The organism is Methylobacter sp. (genome assembly GCF_030680395.1).
In the GTDB taxonomy this organism is placed as follows: domain Bacteria; phylum Pseudomonadota; class Gammaproteobacteria; order Methylococcales; family Methylomonadaceae; genus Methylobacter_A.
Genome location: NZ_JAUXVR010000046.1, coordinates 19982 through 36382, shown reverse-complemented (window position 1 = coordinate 36382; position 16401 = coordinate 19982). Strand labels below are relative to the sequence as shown.

Sequence of the window (16401 nt, the reverse complement as noted above, 5' to 3'; positions counted from 1 at the left end):
GGGGAGCCTATCTACGAACAAGCTCAGAGCTTAAGGCCGGATCGGCTTCCCCAGAAAATCACTTATCACTATAAACTTTTTTGTGTCACATAATCCTGTGTTTTAGAGATGTATTTAATATACAAGGCCGGAATAAGCCTGCCCGGCGTCAGCCAGCGTGGGTGTTTCCGGCACAATCGGAGTGCCGGAAACACCAGTTCTCGCTATCGCTTGAACCGGCTTATTCCGGCCTACGTAGCTGCAAATGTGTCTTGATCGAAACCATCCGTATAAGCCAAGACATTTTCAGCAAATCCCGGCATATCATCCAGATAAAACCGCCATTCCCGCTCAGACATTGACAGCCTCCCGCTCTATAAAAGGGCGTAGCTCAGGTCGTATCGCTTTTTCAGTGACTAAATCAATCGGTGCATCCAGTTCATCTTCTAAATAAAACTGCACGCCAAAATATTTTTCGGAAGTTGCAACACCATCAAAAGAAACAACAATATCAATATCGCTTCCGGGCTTTGCTTCATTGCGCACAGTAGAGCCAAATAATGCCAGTCGCGTTACGCCAAAGCGTTTGACCAATTCAGGCTTTACTCTAGTTAATACGGTTAATGCTTGTTGACGATTCATCATTAGACTCTTGGTTTTTTTCATAAATGTAATATCGTATCGTGAGCAATACAACCCATTAATCCAGTTTGGCTGCCTCATAAAAAAGACGAACCAATGGCGCATAGCGGCCATGCTTCATTGCATGTTGCATCGCGGCGTAATACATCGCCCTATTCTTACCATCAAATACAGGCGGCATTAACCGGGCATTCAAACACTGCGCCATAACCAAAGCGCGTCCCACACGTCCATTACCATCACCAAACGGATGGATCAGAATAAAATAAGCATGTGCTTTGGCAATAGCATCCAGCGTAACGGCCTTAGCCTCTTTATAAACCCATCGGATCATTTCTTCTTCAATATCTTCCGGTTCAGTTGTTTGCACGCCTTCCAACCGGCCCATCACACGAATCTTGGTGGAAAAAAAACCGGCATTATCATGAATACCCCGCATAAAATCGGCATGCAAGGTCTTGATGCTATCCACAGTGATCGGCATCGGCTCGCCATGCTCCACAATTTTCTGCCAAAGTTGCTTATGCGTAATAAAAGCATTAAAGCCTTCAAGAAAAGTTTGCCTGTCCATATTCTTAGGCATGTTCTTCCCATCAATAATATTATCGAAATCCGCTTTCGCCATATCGGTTTCAATTTCAATCGTGCCGTAACTCAAACGGCGTAGAAATGGCAGAAACAGCGCCTTGTTGTGAGGCATGTCATCCGGTAACAAAACAGCTTCAAAGCTTTGTTTGGGGTCATCCCACTCAGGAATCAAAAAGTGCCGGCAATACAAAACATCAATATCCAGACGATACTCGGCAGAGATCGACTCAGGCTTCTGCCGCCAGTTGAGAAGCGTTCTCCTTGAAACACCAATTGCTTCCGCAAGCTTTGTTGAATAAACAAACGCCGTCTGAAGCTGATCAAGTTTATCTATATAATTGATATTATTGTATTTCATAATAATTTTTCTTGTTGCCCATTGTTTTTAGCTAGGGTAACAAAAGCGAGAAACACATTCAATTTAAATTAATATGTTTCTCACATCGAATTCTCAGACATCTCTAACCAGAGGCACGCGACTCAGACTTGCGCGCAGCCTCCACTTCTCAGAATTAAATCATGCAGCGTCTTCCTTGTTGTTTTGATTTTATTGTGGGACTTGCCAGTTTCTTACGTCGATTTTTTCCGGTAACGGCAGCGGAGATTAGGGCTGTGCGGCGTTCTTTGAGTAGTAAAATTTGACGCTCTGCAACGGTAATCAAATTATCATACGTATGATTTACTGCAGAAATTGAATTTAAAATTGCATTTATTTCATCAACTGACGGAACTAGGACACAAATATTTTTAAACTCATCCCAATATAAACGAAGTCTAAAATCTGTTATTCCTCTGGAATATCTTTTAAGCTCCGTTACAGCATTTGGTGTTCGAAGGGATAATTCGAAGTAATATGAATTGAGGGATGTTTTCGGCTGACATACAACATAGGCAGCACCGTAGGATGGGCAAAGGAGGTACGACGTGCCCATCAATGACCTGTCCATCAATGCCAACACGCTTAATTGATGGGCACGCTACGCTTTGCCCATCCTACTCATTGCCCGTCCTACTCATTGCCCATGTTCTCATTATTCAACTCGTTAAAATTATCATCCAACAAAACGCCTGGCTCATACCACCCTTTACGGATGGCTTGGTTAAATGAACTGTACTGCCAATCTTGCGGTTTGGAAACGTATCCATGTTTAACCGGATTAAAGTGAATATAATCCACATGCCGCCGCCAGTCATTCTCATCCCGAATGCAATGCTCCCAAAAACGTCGTTGCCAAATGCCTTTTTCACGCTTTTTGGTCTTGGAATCACTGACCACGCGGCTTGGCAATCCCGCTGAAAATTTACGTTTAATCACCATCCAGCGTTTAGAAAAATCGGCATCATTTTCCGGTAATCGCCATATCGTATGTAAGTGATCAGGAAGCACTACCATCGCCTCAATCTCAAAAGGGTAACGTGATAAACACAAACGAAAAGCAGCACGCAATCGATCAATGTTTTCAATTAATAGAGGCTCTCGATTTTCGGTAACTACGGTAAAAAAATAACGCGCACCGGGTTGATAAAATCGCCGATATTGCATGGTTATCCCGCTATCATCAATTGCAAAGGGATGGACAAGTGAAGCCTGCTTTTGTATTCGCTGTTTTTAAATAAGAACCCGCCAGGCTCTAGAAAAGATGGGCACGGCAGGCCTTGAGGGTGAAATGTTCGCCGGCGGTTTCATTGGAACTTTCAGCGAAGCGACGAATCAACTCTTCAAAGACTTTGCCCATGTCATGGTTGGAAATGGCCTTGGGGCTCAAATCGGTTTTCCTGACCTGCTGCACTATTTTGTAGAGCAGGTTGGCGTCGTTCAGCTGGCCGATAAATTCGGCAAACTTGAAGTGCTCGAAAATCTCGCGGGCATCTTTGGAAAAGCCCTGAATATAGGATTCCAGATTGTCCTTGATGCCCGCCTCACCCAGCTTGGAGAGATCCATTCTGGAGATGTTATAAAACGACAGGCCGTTGGTCGCACGGAGCAGGAACTTTTCTTGTGCAGCTTCCGGCAGGTTCATTTTCTGAACTTTTTCATATTCCGCCAGCACGGCTTCTTTGCTTTCTTCCAGCACACCTTCAAGACGGCGTAACAGGGTAAACGGCAGAATCACGCGGCCGTATTGGCTTTGCTTGAAGTCGCCGCGCAGCAAGTCGGCCAGAGACCAGATGTAGGCGGCCAGATTGTTGGTTGTTTGGGTCATTTTTGAATAGGGCTGATTAATGGCTGTTTTCCATAACAAAGTCATTAATTGCTCACTGATCCCGACATTTCCAGTCGCCGAACTTGTGTTGCGTTCAATGCTGCTATGGTTTTATAGCTTTCATTATCCGGCATGGCTTGAGGTTTTGCCAAGGAATCAGGCATCCCAGCTTGGTAATGTCGAACAGCCTGAAATTTACCCGTGTTGGCGGTATTGCGCGGCGACGCACGGAACTGCGTATAAACTCCCTTAGGGATTTGGGGTTCTGCCGCGTCAAACAGTTAAGCGATAGAACCCTTATTTCGTCCCGGTGCATCCGGATGCGTGGTTGTGTTCCCACTGCCAGGCGTGCTCCACGATGACATCCAAATCCGCATAGGCAGGCTGCCAGCCCAATTGCTGTTTTATCTTGCTTGCATTGGCCACCAGCCGGGCCGGGTCGCCTTCGCGGCGTTGGCCTTCCTGTACAGTGATGGTCTTGCCGGTGACTCGCTTGGCCGCCTGAATGACGCTCTCGACCGAATAGCCGTTGCCGTTGCCCAGGTTGAATGCGGTGGTTTCTCCGGCTGATTGCAAATATTGCAGGGCCAGCCAGTGCGCTTCGGCCAAATCGAGGATATGAATATAATCGCGGATGCAGGTGCCGTCCGGGGTATCGTAATCGCGCCCGAAAACGGTAATGTGCGGACGACGCGCGGAGGCGGCTTGCAGCACCAGCGGGATCAGGTGGGTTTCGGGATCGTGCCGTTCGCCCAGCAAGCCGTCAGGATGCGCCCCGGCGGCATTGAAGTAACGCAGGCAAACCGATTTGAGGCCGTAAGCGCGGTCGTAATCGGCTAAGGCTTGCTCAACCATCAGCTTGCTCCAGCCGTAGGGATTAATGGGCCGCTTGGGATGCGCTTCATCGATAGGGCTGTATTCCGGCTCGCCGAAGATGGCGGCGGTCGATGAAAAGATGAATTTATCGACGCCATAAGTGCGCATCGCGTTGAGCAGGTTTAGGGTGTTAACGACGTTGTTCTGGTAATACTTGGCGGGATCTTGCATCGATTCGCCCACCTGGATGAACGACGCAAAGTGCATGACGGCATCGAACTTATGCTCGCGAAACACTTTGTCGAGTATCAGCCGATCGGCAATGTCGCCATGAACAAATTGACCATGCAGCACCGCGTCGCGGTGTCCGCTGGAAAGATTGTCCAGCGTAACCACATCGACGCCTTTCTGACCGAGTAGCCAGACCATATGGGAGCCGATATAGCCGGCGCCGCCGACCACGAGAACAGTTTTAACAGGTGTCGTCATACGAATTAACTCCTTATGCATATTAAATTTAAACTTCACGGATTGTAACACCTCAATCCTGCAAAATTCGACCCCTCGGAGAGGTTTACTTTACGGCAAAGCGCGAAGCCAGTACGTTTTATGCAGGCTAAAACATTTAAGCATAGCTTGCGGCAATCCCCGATGTAATGCGCCCAGCTTGAATCCGAGCCATTTCAACCCTGTCCGCAGCCCTGCGGAGGGAATCAGCCAGGGGGCGTGTTTCATCAGATAACGCATTTCCGAGATGACAAAACGCAAGCCCTCGCCGGATGCACCGCCAAATGTCTGTTGCAGCCACGCAGTATGCGTATGGAAAACGCCGATATCGAAGTAACGCTTAAATTCGTCCAAAAAACCATAGTCATGAGAGTGGAACACTTGGGCATCTGCACAATAAGCGATTTTCCAGCCGGATACCAGCATCTTTCCGGCCACATAGGTGTCTTCGTTCATGATGGTGTCGACCGGAAAGCCGCTGACCTGCATCAGCGCGCTACGCCGATAGGCGGCAAAAGAATTGGATATGAATACCGTTTTGATGCCGAAGCGCGTTCGATCTTCCATACCGCGCAGCTGGCTTTCGGCCGGCGGATAATTGAAAAGACGGGCGTGGGCGGCAATCGGCCCGGCATTCCGGTGCGGTAACTGGCGTCCGTAGGCCGCACCGACTTGCTGATCGGCAAACGCCGCCAACAGCCGTTCGATGGCATCGGCTTTGGCCAATAAAGCATCCTGAGTCAGGAACACGATAATATCCGCCTCAGCCAGCCTGTTGACGCCGAACTGGCGAGTGCCGCCGTGATTAAACTCCGACTTGGCAATCACTTGCACCTCAAAGCCGCACGCGCGCGCCAAGGCCACGGTGTCGTCGCTGGACGAAGAGTCAATCACCAACAGATAATCCGGTTTCCGGGTCTGTTGTTCAAAGGCTGTGAGCCATGACTTCCACAGGCTACCGGCGTTTAGTGTGGGTACGATAAGGCCGACTTTGCTCATAGCGAAGACCTCTCGGCCAGCGGTTGCGGCAGCTTGGCTTGATCAGGTTTTTTCAGCACCTGCCAGACCTGTTCTCCCAATTTGACGGGATCGAGCTGTTGTTCGACATACTGTCGGCCATTCCGCGACATCCGTTCCCACTCCACGCTATTCAGCGTTTGCGCTTTGCGCAGCACCTCGCACACCGAAGCCTCGGTTCTATCGAAAACAAAACCGGCCTCAAACGCTTCGAGATGATCCCATGCCAAGCCTTTGGCGACCAATACCGGGCGTCCCGAGGCCATGGCTTCGGCCACCACATTGCCAAAATTCTCGCGCATGCCGCCTGCCGCTTCCAAGCCCGAAGGCAACACCAGAAAATGGCTGGACGCCAACAAGTCCATGACTTCGCCGCGTTCCAGATAACCGCTGTAACTGATTGCGCCTTGAGCCTGTTCGACCAGCGCCTGAAACTCTTCAAAATAAGCGCCGTCCACGCTTCTACCGGCAATCACCAGCCTATCCTCAGGATTCCGAACTTTCAACCAGGCTCTGATAAAGGCATTGATGCCTTTTTCCTGCTGAATATGTCCCAAAAAGCAAAGCTTCAGGCCTTCTCCGGCAGGATATTCGGCCACGTTAAGATCGCGACTGTCGATGCCGTTCGGAACCAGCAGTATGCGAGCGTCTTCGCCGAGCACATTGCGTACGCCCTCGGCCTCAGTTTCGCTGGTGCAATGCACAGCGATAGCCCGGCGCAAAGTCGGAAAAGTCAGCCATTTATAGTACAGCCATTTGTGAGGTTTCTGCCGCCGTATCAGATCGACATGCTCAGGCATCAATCCGCCATGCACGGCGACCATAAACGGGCGGCGCAACAGGGTGCAAAAAACAGCCGCCAGCGTAGACGGCCAGGTTGCAATGCCGTGGATATAGACCACCGGTGCTTGCAGGCATAATTTAAACAGTTCGGGAATGGCGCCCAGTCCAAAGCCCCAGCGCCTGAATCCATAGCAACGGTACAGCCTGACATCCACCTGTTCGCCAAGACGCACATGCTCGGGTCGCAGTCGGCCTGCAATCGACTCGTCGGATGCGATCAACACCATTTTGTGTCCCCGCTCCGCCCAGGCCTTGGTTAAAACACCGGCAGTCACGGACACCCCGCCGTAGCCTTTAGCTGGGGGGATATGGGTGGTAACGATACCTACATTCATATCATTTCTCCTGAAATACATTCTGTGAATAAATTGGTAAGAAAAGGCGAAAGGCAAAGGGCTAAGGGCAAAAAAGACCGTCTGCCGTTTTGTTTTGCACCTTAATCCTAAAAAACCGCTCTCGTTCCCACGCAGCGCGTGGGAACGAGAGGTAACCGATGTGTACCCAGCCTTTCGCCTTTCGCCTTACTTATCGACCATACGCCAGAAACCCGCGCCATATCCCAACAAGATTATAAAAAGAATAAGCCAGTTTTCTCGGGTTCAATAAAACCACGGCCAGCAGCATTTTCAGGATCGGCGCGACAAACATCTTGCGAACGATGTAATACAGCATGAACGCGTCCTGCTGGTTGGCGAATTTCCTGATATAAGCGCCAATCCCCGTGGAGTACATCAGCATTCTTCCGGTTCCCAGCTTGTAGTGATCCTTATCCGGGTGATAAATCTTTATTTCCGGAGTGTAAAATGCAGTGCAGCCGGCCCTAAGCAAACGATACAAAAGTTCAAAACCCTCGCCTCCGGAATACTTGGAACCGAGCCCGAAGTCGTGATCCAGGTGGAACTGCTCGCCATCAATTTTTTTCCGGTCGAAAAACTGCGTGAACTCCACCCCCATCATCTTGAAGCGTGAAAAATACTGCGCACTGTGACTGTTAACGCCGATACTGAATCGGCTGGATGAAAAATCATACGAACCGGCTACCAGGATGGAAATATTTGGCCGTCTGTTAAACTCGGCGACCACTTTTTTCAGGACATCCTTGTCATAGACGCAATCGTCATCGGGAAACGCGACGACTCTGCCTAGCGCCAAGCTTATGCCGTAGTCTCTGGCCCTGGCGTTACCGGTAAAATCCACTTTCACATGATTTACATTAAGATAGCTCTTGAACGGCTCGACGATGGCGTCGATTTTACCGTCCGTGTTTTGATCAATGATGATCAAATCGAAGTCTTTATAGGTTTGGTTCATCAGGGACTTTAAAAAATCAGTCAATTCCCAATCTCTTCCCAGCGTTGCTAATACTAACGAAACTCTCATATTAATCACCTTGCCTGAATAACGGCTTTTGCTTGTAAATAGATCGTTGCCTCGTACCAGGTAAACATCAACGCAAACTCTAACCCTGCAACGCCGTCCAAAAAACCTCCTCGAAATACGAAGTGGTATAAAAAACGGGCGATAATTCTGAACCAGCATCGCCCCAATAAAACACTCAACCGCCCGCGCGTGGTCATCACGGCACCCGTTGTAGGCTGAAGCTGTACCTCTTGCGCGGCCTTATCGACATGTTTATGCATCCATTCGATAATCTCGCCATGATAAAAATAGTGTTCATACGGAATGGCGGAATAGCCGATCCGGCAGGTATTAATGACCGCTTCGCCATGCCCGGTGTGGTTGCGGACAAAACTTGCCGTTTCCCTGCGTACCAGTCTCGGGTGATAAATGGGATAGCCGGGCGCATGGTTCAGGCGCTTGCCGCGCAGATAAAGTATCGACGGCACCATCAGCACATCAATTGAATCGATATCTGTCGTACCGGATTCAAACCAGTCGTAAAACGCCTGCGGATAGATTTCGTCAGCATCGACGAACAAGATCCAGGGCGTGCTTATATCGCATTGCCTGATCGCAAAGTTGCGTTGCTCCGCAAAGCCGGGCCATGGATTCGTATAAACCCTGCAACCCCGGCTATTGGCGATGGCAACCGTATCATCTGCGCTTCCCGAGTCCACAATCACAATCGGATAGCGTTCAGGGATAGCAGCCAGACAACCCGGCAGGTTCGCTTGCTCATTTTTGGTCAAAATAACAATGGTTAACATAATGACTTGTTTAAAGTTTATGGGTAACTAATTCACCACGAAGGCACGAACGACTGCATGGATGCAGGAGGTAGAGCAACGCATGGAGCAGTTGCCGAGAGCACGAAGAAAAAACACAAACTTCGTGCTCTTCGTGCCTTCGTGGTGAAAAAACGCATTTTTACTGCTTGACCGCATATAAATTGATATAAATGCCCCATCCGAAGGTGTGCATCAATCCGGCAAACGGGGCCTGTAAAAACTTTATCCAACCGTCAACAAAGGCAGCCGGTCTTCCTTTCAGTCGTAGCCGTTTGGATAACGCATTAAACGGGATCCGGGTTATTTGCTCTACCTTAACGACACGAAAGCCATTGCGTTCCATCAAGGTTCTTAAGCCATTCTCGGTAAAGTAATTGACATGCTCCGGCACCCATAAACAAGCGTTGTCCCTGGTGCCCAGCAGCTTGACTAAAAATGACTCGTAATTAGGTACGGCGCAAGCCAAAACGCCGCCCGACGCCAACAGACCGGACACATTGCTTATCGCGCGATCCGGCTCAAGAAGATGTTCCAAGACCTGAGACATCATCACCACCCCAAACGAACCGGCCGCTTGATAATCCTCAAACATCACGGCCAACGGCTCATCGCCATTCAGATTTCTGAACACTTCGTTTTCGTATTGTCCGGGATTGATACTGACCGTCCGGTAGCCCGCTTTTCTGAGCGCCTGCGTGTAAAAACCAAAGCCCGAGCCAATATCAAGAGCCTGATCATTACCCGAGCTGTTGAACAAATTGGCTTCATGACTCATGCGCTCGGCGTCTAGCTTGCAATTGGGAAACGCGTCCTCTCTGGCCAGCACGTCCTCCAGTGTGATTGCCTGGGTCAGCGCCTGGCCTGAGTATTGATAAATGGATTGCAACCATTGCACATGCGGCGGCCGATTCAAGAACCCGGTTCCACAGCTTTCGCAACGGTAGATATGGAACTCCTTGCGGTTGGCGCTTTCCGTATAATGGAAGTGTTTCTGGCGCCAATATCTTATTTTCTCGTCCCTACAGGCCACGCATTCGCGTAAAATATCGCCATAGATTCCCGAAGCCGCTGATGCCTGCGTCATAATATTCCTCTCCTATTTTTGTTTGATAAGCTGTTGACTAAGAATTTTATTTTAACTATTAATACTTAATTCCACGTGGGAATGCAGTGCCACGAGAAGCTTTCAGGCCGTAGCCGATGCTTCCTCATCGGCCTGATCTACATCAGCCTTATCCTCAAAGCCGATATTCCGCCAGGGCTTGGCCAGCATTGCCAAAACCAGCGCCTCGACGCCGAAATAGATGGGGTTGGCCATGGCAGCGCCGAGTAAGCCGTAATCTTTGACCATCAACGGAATGCTGATGGCCGCCGTCACCGCTCCGCATACGCGCCCCAGCAATAACAACCGTGTCCGTTTATTTGCCAGCAGCGGTTGGGCCACCACGGTTCCCAAGGCATGCAGCGCACAGCCGACCGCTATGGCAGGCATCAGCTCAACCGCCGAATGATACGATTTTGCGAGCACCATCGATGCCACCCAGTCCTTGGTAACAAGCAACAGCGACACACCGACAATCCCCAAAGCAACAACACAGCCTATCCATATCCACAAGATCCTGAATCCTTCCTTGCTCCTGTTTTCGGAATAAGACTGAAAATAAACCGGCTGAAAAGTACGTAACAAAACCATTGCGCTGCGGTTAAAGGCCTCGTTGATTATCATATAGGTAGCCGCATATAAACCCACCTCCGCAGCCGTCATCAAGTAACCGATGATGTATCGATCACCCAGACCATTAATCCAAAATATCAATTCCACCGGAATTAGCGGCAAGGCATAGGCCCATACATCCGCTCTGAAATTACGGGTGATGATGGAGCCCTTGTTTTTGTCAGGCTTAGCGCCCAGCACTAATGACCAAATCGTATTCGAGATCAGGCTTGCCGCGATGTAACCCAGCAACACCCACTCAGCCTTTTGGCCACCCCACAATACCAGCGAGACCGCCAACAATGGCCGCAGGATGCTGTCGCAAGTCTGCCACAGGCTTGCGCCGCGTTGTTTACGTTCGCCGATCAGTAACTGAATGCCCAGTTCGCGCCGGACTGTCACTATCAAAAGAATGCCTGCCAGCATAAACAGCCAAACTTCGCTGTGCGAAATATAGCTGTAGGTAACGCCGCCCAGCACCAGCAGGCTTATCGCCAGCGCCGTTGATCGAGCCGTCAGTCTTGCCACAACGCCGTATAAAGCTGCACGCTCGCCTTTATTCAGGCACTCCGGCAATATCCTCATACCGGCGCAAATAAAAGGATAGGAAAACAGGGTAACGCCCAACGCCACAAAACCGTTCAACAAAGCGACTTGTCCGTATATATCCGGCGTTACCAGTTCGGTGAGGACTCGAGTACCCGCCAACAACGCGCAGGCGGACAGCACTTGTCCAAACAGCGCCCAAAACGCGTCACCGAATAATCGTCTTTCTTTCAATAGTCCGAACATAGGCAATCAACAATATTAAAAATTTTCACCACGAAGACACGAAGGACACGAAGAAAAATAATAGTCAAAACTTCGTGCTCTTCGTGTCTTCGTGGTGAATAATAAAAGTTAAGATCATGTTCTTTTCCTTTAAAGTCAGGACGGGCGCTGGTAATACGAACCCGATGTTATCGGGCTGGCCTGAATTGGGGATGAACTCGCCTGGCCTCCGGTGCCTAGTACCGTTCCCCAGAGAAACATCAGCATCGCGTTTTGCGGAAAATACTCCCACATGTTGAAGGTCAGTCCGGCAACGAAGATGAACATCACCACCAACCCTTTATTAGGGTGGACAGACATCCTTGTCGTAGTCCATAAAAAGAATAAATACGCCAGCAGTCCGACCAGTCCATAACCGTTCAACAGGTATAAATAAAGACTGTCGGAATCGAATTGGCCCTTAAAATGTTCCGCGCCATAGAGAATATTGATGGTATTGGAACTCAGCCCCAGACCCCAGCCGAACAGCAAATCCGCAGGCCCGTGAATTTGCTCTGAAAACACCCGCTGCCACAAGTCTATGCGACCGTCATGAGTCGGATCGGCGTCATCGCGTCCGCTGAGCAAAGGGCTGGACGCCAGCACCAGCGCACCCACTGCAAGTATCGGCGCAGGCATGACCAAAGCCCAGCGATCGCGGGGGCGGAGCGCCGCATAAACCTGAAAATAAAGCACCAGCAACGAACTGATGAACGCCGTCCGCGAACCGCTCAGCAAAGCCAAAAACACGCTGACGGCCACCCACTTTCTCATGCCCGGAACCAACGAGAACAGCAGCGCGCAAGTCGCCATCGTGGCGCCAAACAGGTTGGGACTGACAAAAGTGCCGAACGGCCGGCCGCCGCCAAAGAATGACACCCCGAACAAAGGCGGCGCCCACAACGCCTGGGCTATCGCCAACACGGCCTGGAGCGCAATGTAATAACGAAGATAATGCGCAAACCGGTTGATAACATAGTCCCCCGCGCCCAAGCGACCGGTCACGAATCCGATCAAGGCCAGCGGCAGGTATTCAAAAACGCGCAGCCCCGCCATCGGCACCACCAACGGCAAGTCCAGATACAACGCATAGCCAATCTCAAACAACACATAGGTAGCAACTACGCCCAAAAAAGCCAACACCGTGCTGGACAATGCCCCGTTCCGCAAACGCGGTTCGAAAAACGCGTAAACCACCAGCACCAACAGCATGATCTCGCGAAGAATACGCAAACCGAAATCCTGCTCGCCGTAGACCTCCTTCACTCCTGTCCAGGCCGACTCGACCTGCGGTAAAGAAGCCAGCGTCGACGCGCTGACCAGCGCGAACAACAGCACCGGCAAGTCTTTTTCGAAGCGGAATGTCATCTTACACTTGTACCTTGTCGTCTGTGTCTTCCGCAGATTCTCCGCCCAGCAGATAATCATGGTCCTGGCGTTTCCCTAACCAATCGCCCACTGCCTGATATCCGGCCGAGAATACCGACTGACTCTTGGGCTCCATATCGGTCCGCTTGTAGGCATAGCCGTAATAGGGGTAATACGATGACCCTTCTTTCATATCGTTGATAATGAAGCCGTTCGGTTTCACGCCGACCTGTTGGAACCGCCTGAAGCTGACTTCCAATTCCTGCGCCGTGTAGCGGCCTTCCTTGACCACCAGAAACGTAGCGTCGGCGTACTTGCCTATAATGGCCGCGTCGGTGGCGCCCAAAATCGGCGGCGAATCGATCACGATATGGTTATAAAAACTTTTCAACTGCTCAAGTGTCTCCTCCAGATGCCCCAGAACCAGCAATTCCGCAGGGTTCAGCACCATATTTCCCCGCGGTATCAAATCCACGCCGACATCGGGCAGGCTGACGATAACCTCGCCCAGCGTGGCCCTGCCGGCTAACAGGTCGGAAAGCCCCGGTCCCTTGTCGACTGAAAACGTTTCGTGCAGTCGGCCGTTGCGCATGTCGGCATCGATGATCAGTACGCGTTTTTTGATACTCGCCAACAATGCGGAAAGGTTGGTGCTGACAAAAGACTTACCCATGCCCGGCGCAGGACTGCTGACCATGATGACTTTGCTCGCGTCGCTGGCAAAAGTCGCTTCCAGGGTTGTGCGCAGGCCGCGCAAAGACTCCACCGAAATATCGAGCGGGTCCTGACTGACCAGAATGCCGGGTTCGCGATCCCTGCCCTGATCGATCAGACGCGCCAACCGACGCTGTTTTTTGCTATGCGGGATGGCGGCAAATAGCGGCAAGCCCACCTGATATTCCAGCAAGGCCGGATAGTTGTCGTGACGTTGCAAGGAGTGTCTAAGAAACACTATCGCAGAGCCCGCACTCAAGCCCAACAAGGTGGCGATGGCTAACAGCAGGCCGGGTTTCGGCCAATACGGTTTTTCCGGGGTCACCGCAAAATCGACAATACGGGAGTTACCCAGCGAACCGGCCGCAGCAATGCGCTGTTCCTGGGCGCTGTTCAGCAGCGAAGTATAAAGCTCGGTATTGACCTGCACATCCCGCGCCAGGCTCACCATATTCTGCTGAGTGCGCGGCAAATCTTTAATCCGTTTCTCTAACCCCGCCAGCTTTTGGTCGATGCGTCTGATTTGACCCTTGGTGGCGATCATGTCCGGATGAGCGCCCTCCAGGTGTTGATTCTGCTCTTCGTACTTTTGTTTGAGCTGAATGCCCAGTGTCTCCATTTCGGCAGCCTGCTTGAGCAGTATTTCAGCCTCGGCGGATATGTCGACCGCGCCATGCTGTTGCCTGTAGGCGCTCAGGCCCTGCTCCGCCTTTTCCAGCCGTTCCTTGACAACAGGCAGCTGGTTTTCCAGAAAACCCAGCTTTTGCGAGGCTTCCGCAGACTCCCAATTGACGGTCGCGTTGACATAAATGGTGGCGATGTCATTAACTGATTTAGCCAGTTGTTCCGGATTACGCCCCTTTAGTTCGACGCTGAGAATATCCGTGTCCTTGGAAACTTCCTTGACCGAAAAGGCTTTTTGCAGGATTTCGATGGCTGCCAGCGAGGTTTTCCGGGTCAACTCAAAATGAGTACCGGGATATGCCTCAAGTTCCGCGACCTTAATAACGGCAGGCTCAGTTTCGCCCATGTCGGCTGTCAGAGTGTCGCCTGTCTGCCCTTCGATCAGAGTTTCATCCTTGGGCCCGAGCAAACGAAAGCGGCCTGCTTCCAGAGCGATCAGCGTAAACGCTTTGCCCAGATAACGATCCGGCACAGTGAAGGCGGCGATCTTCAGCTTTTCGCCGCCCCAGGCCCAGCGGCCGAAGCCCCACCATGAACTTGCAATCCCGTCATGGGCGTCATGCCTTCGAGCCAGCGTTTCTCCGATAATGGGGAAATAATTGGGTGAATACTCGACCATCAGGTTCAGGTCATCCACCACCTTGCCGAGCACCGAACGCGAGCGGAGGATTTCTACCTCACGCTGCGCCCGGGGATTATCGGCTTCAGTCGAAGCGCCGTTGGCCTCGCTCCGTAGCGGAGCGGCGAGCAGCGCCTTGTTCTTGTCGATCCGCAACAACGCATCGGCCTTGTAAGTGCGCGGCGCAAGTATCAAGTAGGCCGACGTGATCAGCAGGACAGTCGATAGCGCCATCAGAATGATCTTTCTGCCTTCGATCAGCAGATCGATAGTATCGCGGATACTGACGCCGTGCTCCTCGATCCGGGATGGATTCATCGGCGGGAGCTGTATAGTAGCTTCATTTTGTGAGTACATAGTTTTCATATCCCAATCGTGTGAAAAGAAAAGTGGTTGAGGCGAAAGGCGCAAGGCAAAAGGCGAAAAAAGCCAATCCCCAAATTACGCAGCCCAACCCTTAGCCCTTAGCCCTTAGCCCTTATAGCCTTTAGCCTTTCTCACATTCCCATAAAGGCGGCACGCGACATAATCGATGTGAAAGATGACGGCAGGATTTGGTTGAGAACCCGTGACCATTGGGTAACGCCTGCGGCACCCACAAAAACGGTATCATGCGCTTGCAAAGCAAACTGGTCGGCCAGAATCATCGCGTCGGCGGATTCCGCATTCAACTGAAAAATCTCTGGGGTCATGTCGCCCGGCCGAAACACAAAAATCTCTCCCGGCCTGGAACTATTGAAGTCGAGACCGTAAGCTTCCGCCAAGGCTTGCGAGAGCGACAGCTTGCCTTTGTTGACCTGCAAGGCCTGCTGCCTGCCGACTTCGCCCATCACTAATACTTTGTTGTCCTTGCGGTCGGGGATATTCAGCACATCGCCGTCCTTGAGCAGCAGGTTCTGGGTAGAACCGCCCTTTTCGTATAGCGCCAGCACGTCGATCTTGTAGAGTTTGCCGTCGCGCGCCAGGGCCACGTTGCTCATATCGGCGTCCTGAGTCACTCCGCCTGCACGACTGATGGCTTCAGCGACTGTCAACGGTGTTTCCGTCATGGCCTGAATGCCCGGCGTTTTAACTTCGCCGACGATAGCTGCCCGATGACTCTGGAAAGACAACACGCGAATATCGAGTTTAACCTTCTTGAAATATTTGGACAGCTCGCTGGTCAACAGCGTCCTGACTTCGCTGACGGTTTTTCCCGCCACATGGATGTTGCCCACATACGGGTAATACAGCATGCCATCGTCTCCCACCACTTTACCGGCCAACTCGGGCATGATCTTTTCGCCTCCGGGATCGTTCAGCTCCGGGTGCTCCCAAACTGTAATCTGCAATCTATCGTGAGGGCCTATTCGATAAGTAGCCTGGCTAATATCGACAGGCGGAAGATTGTTGACCGCCTGCTGTCTGGCGTTTTCCCGCTCGATGATCAAATCTGCGGTAATCGGGATAATCCTGGTTTTTTCCTTGACCATTTTGCCGCCCTTCATGACCGGCAGCTCCAGCTCCGACACGTTGTTTTCGGCGTTCATATCCATGCCGGGCGTTAAAGAGCAAGCCGACAGCAGTAAAGCCGGTATCAGGGGCATTGTTCTAAACATTAATCTCATCATGGCAAATGCGTTCCTATAGTTATTTTAAAAGCAGGCGAAAGACGAAAGGCTAAGGGCTGCGTAATTTGGAGATTGGGCTTTCGCCCTTCGCCCTTCG

General features: G+C 51.2%; 15 protein-coding genes. All 15 read right to left on the bottom strand.

Translation table 11 applies throughout. The annotated features are described in order from the left end of the window. Positions 1-330: 330 nt before the first annotated feature. Complete coding sequence (locus tag Q8L79_RS19580; protein WP_305274381.1) at positions 331-645, bottom strand: nucleotidyltransferase family protein; 315 nt, start codon at positions 643-645, stop codon at positions 331-333. Between the two features lie 34 nt (positions 646-679). Continuing rightward, entirely contained in the window at positions 680-1567 is an 888-nt protein-coding gene (locus tag Q8L79_RS19575) for a Fic family protein (RefSeq protein WP_305274380.1), read from the bottom strand. Between the two features lie 154 nt (positions 1568-1721). Beyond that, complete coding sequence (locus Q8L79_RS19570) at positions 1722-2168, bottom strand: restriction endonuclease subunit S (RefSeq protein WP_305274379.1); 447 nt, start codon at positions 2166-2168, stop codon at positions 1722-1724. 50 nt (positions 2169-2218) lie between these two features. Beyond that, positions 2219-2752: a transposase gene (locus Q8L79_RS19565; RefSeq protein ID WP_305274378.1), complete on the bottom strand. Its 534-nt coding sequence runs from the start codon at positions 2750-2752 to the stop codon at positions 2219-2221. Between the two features lie 88 nt (positions 2753-2840). Then, entirely contained in the window at positions 2841-3458 is a 618-nt protein-coding gene (locus Q8L79_RS19560) for a type I restriction-modification system subunit M N-terminal domain-containing protein (protein WP_305274377.1), read from the bottom strand. A 252-nt stretch (positions 3459-3710) separates the two neighbouring features. Further along, positions 3711-4718 carry a UDP-glucose 4-epimerase GalE gene (gene galE, locus Q8L79_RS19555; RefSeq protein WP_305274376.1) on the bottom strand — a complete coding sequence of 336 codons (1008 nt, stop codon included), beginning with the start codon at positions 4716-4718 and terminating at the stop codon, positions 3711-3713. A 90-nt stretch (positions 4719-4808) separates the two neighbouring features. Beyond that, a complete protein-coding gene (locus Q8L79_RS19550) occupies positions 4809-5735 on the bottom strand; it encodes a glycosyltransferase family 2 protein (RefSeq protein WP_305274375.1) in 927 nt (308 codons plus the stop codon). Continuing rightward, positions 5732-6931, bottom strand: coding sequence for a glycosyltransferase family 4 protein (locus tag Q8L79_RS19545; RefSeq protein WP_305274374.1), 1200 nt, complete (start codon positions 6929-6931; stop codon positions 5732-5734). Before Q8L79_RS19545 ends, Q8L79_RS19550 begins: the two co-directional genes overlap by 4 nt. A gap of 190 nt (positions 6932-7121) precedes the next feature. Further along, the gene (locus tag Q8L79_RS19540; protein WP_305274373.1) at positions 7122-7976 is read right to left on the bottom strand and encodes a glycosyltransferase; all 855 of its coding nucleotides are present in this window, start codon (positions 7974-7976) and stop codon (positions 7122-7124) included. A 5-nt stretch (positions 7977-7981) separates the two neighbouring features. Then, positions 7982-8764 carry a glycosyltransferase family 2 protein gene (locus Q8L79_RS19535; protein ID WP_305274372.1) on the bottom strand — a complete coding sequence of 261 codons (783 nt, stop codon included), beginning with the start codon at positions 8762-8764 and terminating at the stop codon, positions 7982-7984. A gap of 160 nt (positions 8765-8924) precedes the next feature. Next, the gene (locus Q8L79_RS19530; RefSeq protein WP_305274371.1) at positions 8925-9869 is read right to left on the bottom strand and encodes a class I SAM-dependent methyltransferase; all 945 of its coding nucleotides are present in this window, start codon (positions 9867-9869) and stop codon (positions 8925-8927) included. A 102-nt stretch (positions 9870-9971) separates the two neighbouring features. Further along, positions 9972-11291, bottom strand: a complete 1320-nt coding sequence (locus Q8L79_RS19525) for a lipopolysaccharide biosynthesis protein (RefSeq protein WP_305274370.1) — start codon at positions 11289-11291, stop codon at positions 9972-9974. Positions 11292-11426: 135 nt separating this feature from the next. Then, positions 11427-12677 carry an O-antigen ligase gene (locus Q8L79_RS19520; protein ID WP_305274369.1) on the bottom strand — a complete coding sequence of 417 codons (1251 nt, stop codon included), beginning with the start codon at positions 12675-12677 and terminating at the stop codon, positions 11427-11429. A 1-nt stretch (position 12678) separates the two neighbouring features. Then, positions 12679-15051 (bottom strand): polysaccharide biosynthesis tyrosine autokinase, encoded by a 2373-nt coding sequence (locus Q8L79_RS19515; protein ID WP_305274368.1) that lies wholly within the window; start codon positions 15049-15051, stop codon positions 12679-12681. 140 nt (positions 15052-15191) lie between these two features. Continuing rightward, on the bottom strand, positions 15192-16292 hold the full coding sequence (locus tag Q8L79_RS19510) for a polysaccharide biosynthesis/export family protein (protein WP_305274367.1): 1101 nt from the start codon (positions 16290-16292) through the stop codon (positions 15192-15194). Positions 16293-16401 lie beyond the last annotated feature (109 nt).

What these genes read in the sequence shown, in the direction of transcription:
- Q8L79_RS19580 (WP_305274381.1), bottom strand. Translation starts at nt 645, where the DNA reads ATGAAAAAAACCAAGAGTCTAATGATGAATCGTCAACAAGCATTAACC.
- Q8L79_RS19575 (WP_305274380.1), bottom strand. Translation starts at nt 1,567, where the DNA reads ATGAAATACAATAATATCAATTATATAGATAAACTTGATCAGCTTCAG.
- Q8L79_RS19565 (WP_305274378.1), bottom strand. Translation starts at nt 2,752, where the DNA reads ATGCAATATCGGCGATTTTATCAACCCGGTGCGCGTTATTTTTTTACC.
- Q8L79_RS19560 (WP_305274377.1), bottom strand. Translation starts at nt 3,458, where the DNA reads ATGACTTTGTTATGGAAAACAGCCATTAATCAGCCCTATTCAAAAATG.
- galE (WP_305274376.1), bottom strand. Translation starts at nt 4,718, where the DNA reads ATGACGACACCTGTTAAAACTGTTCTCGTGGTCGGCGGCGCCGGCTAT.
- Q8L79_RS19550 (WP_305274375.1), bottom strand. Translation starts at nt 5,735, where the DNA reads ATGAGCAAAGTCGGCCTTATCGTACCCACACTAAACGCCGGTAGCCTG.
- Q8L79_RS19545 (WP_305274374.1), bottom strand. Translation starts at nt 6,931, where the DNA reads ATGAATGTAGGTATCGTTACCACCCATATCCCCCCAGCTAAAGGCTAC.
- Q8L79_RS19540 (WP_305274373.1), bottom strand. Translation starts at nt 7,976, where the DNA reads ATGAGAGTTTCGTTAGTATTAGCAACGCTGGGAAGAGATTGGGAATTG.
- Q8L79_RS19535 (WP_305274372.1), bottom strand. Translation starts at nt 8,764, where the DNA reads ATGTTAACCATTGTTATTTTGACCAAAAATGAGCAAGCGAACCTGCCG.
- Q8L79_RS19530 (WP_305274371.1), bottom strand. Translation starts at nt 9,869, where the DNA reads ATGACGCAGGCATCAGCGGCTTCGGGAATCTATGGCGATATTTTACGC.
- Q8L79_RS19525 (WP_305274370.1), bottom strand. Translation starts at nt 11,291, where the DNA reads ATGTTCGGACTATTGAAAGAAAGACGATTATTCGGTGACGCGTTTTGG.
- Q8L79_RS19520 (WP_305274369.1), bottom strand. Translation starts at nt 12,677, where the DNA reads ATGACATTCCGCTTCGAAAAAGACTTGCCGGTGCTGTTGTTCGCGCTG.
- Q8L79_RS19515 (WP_305274368.1), bottom strand. Translation starts at nt 15,051, where the DNA reads ATGTACTCACAAAATGAAGCTACTATACAGCTCCCGCCGATGAATCCA.
- Q8L79_RS19510 (WP_305274367.1), bottom strand. Translation starts at nt 16,292, where the DNA reads ATGTTTAGAACAATGCCCCTGATACCGGCTTTACTGCTGTCGGCTTGC.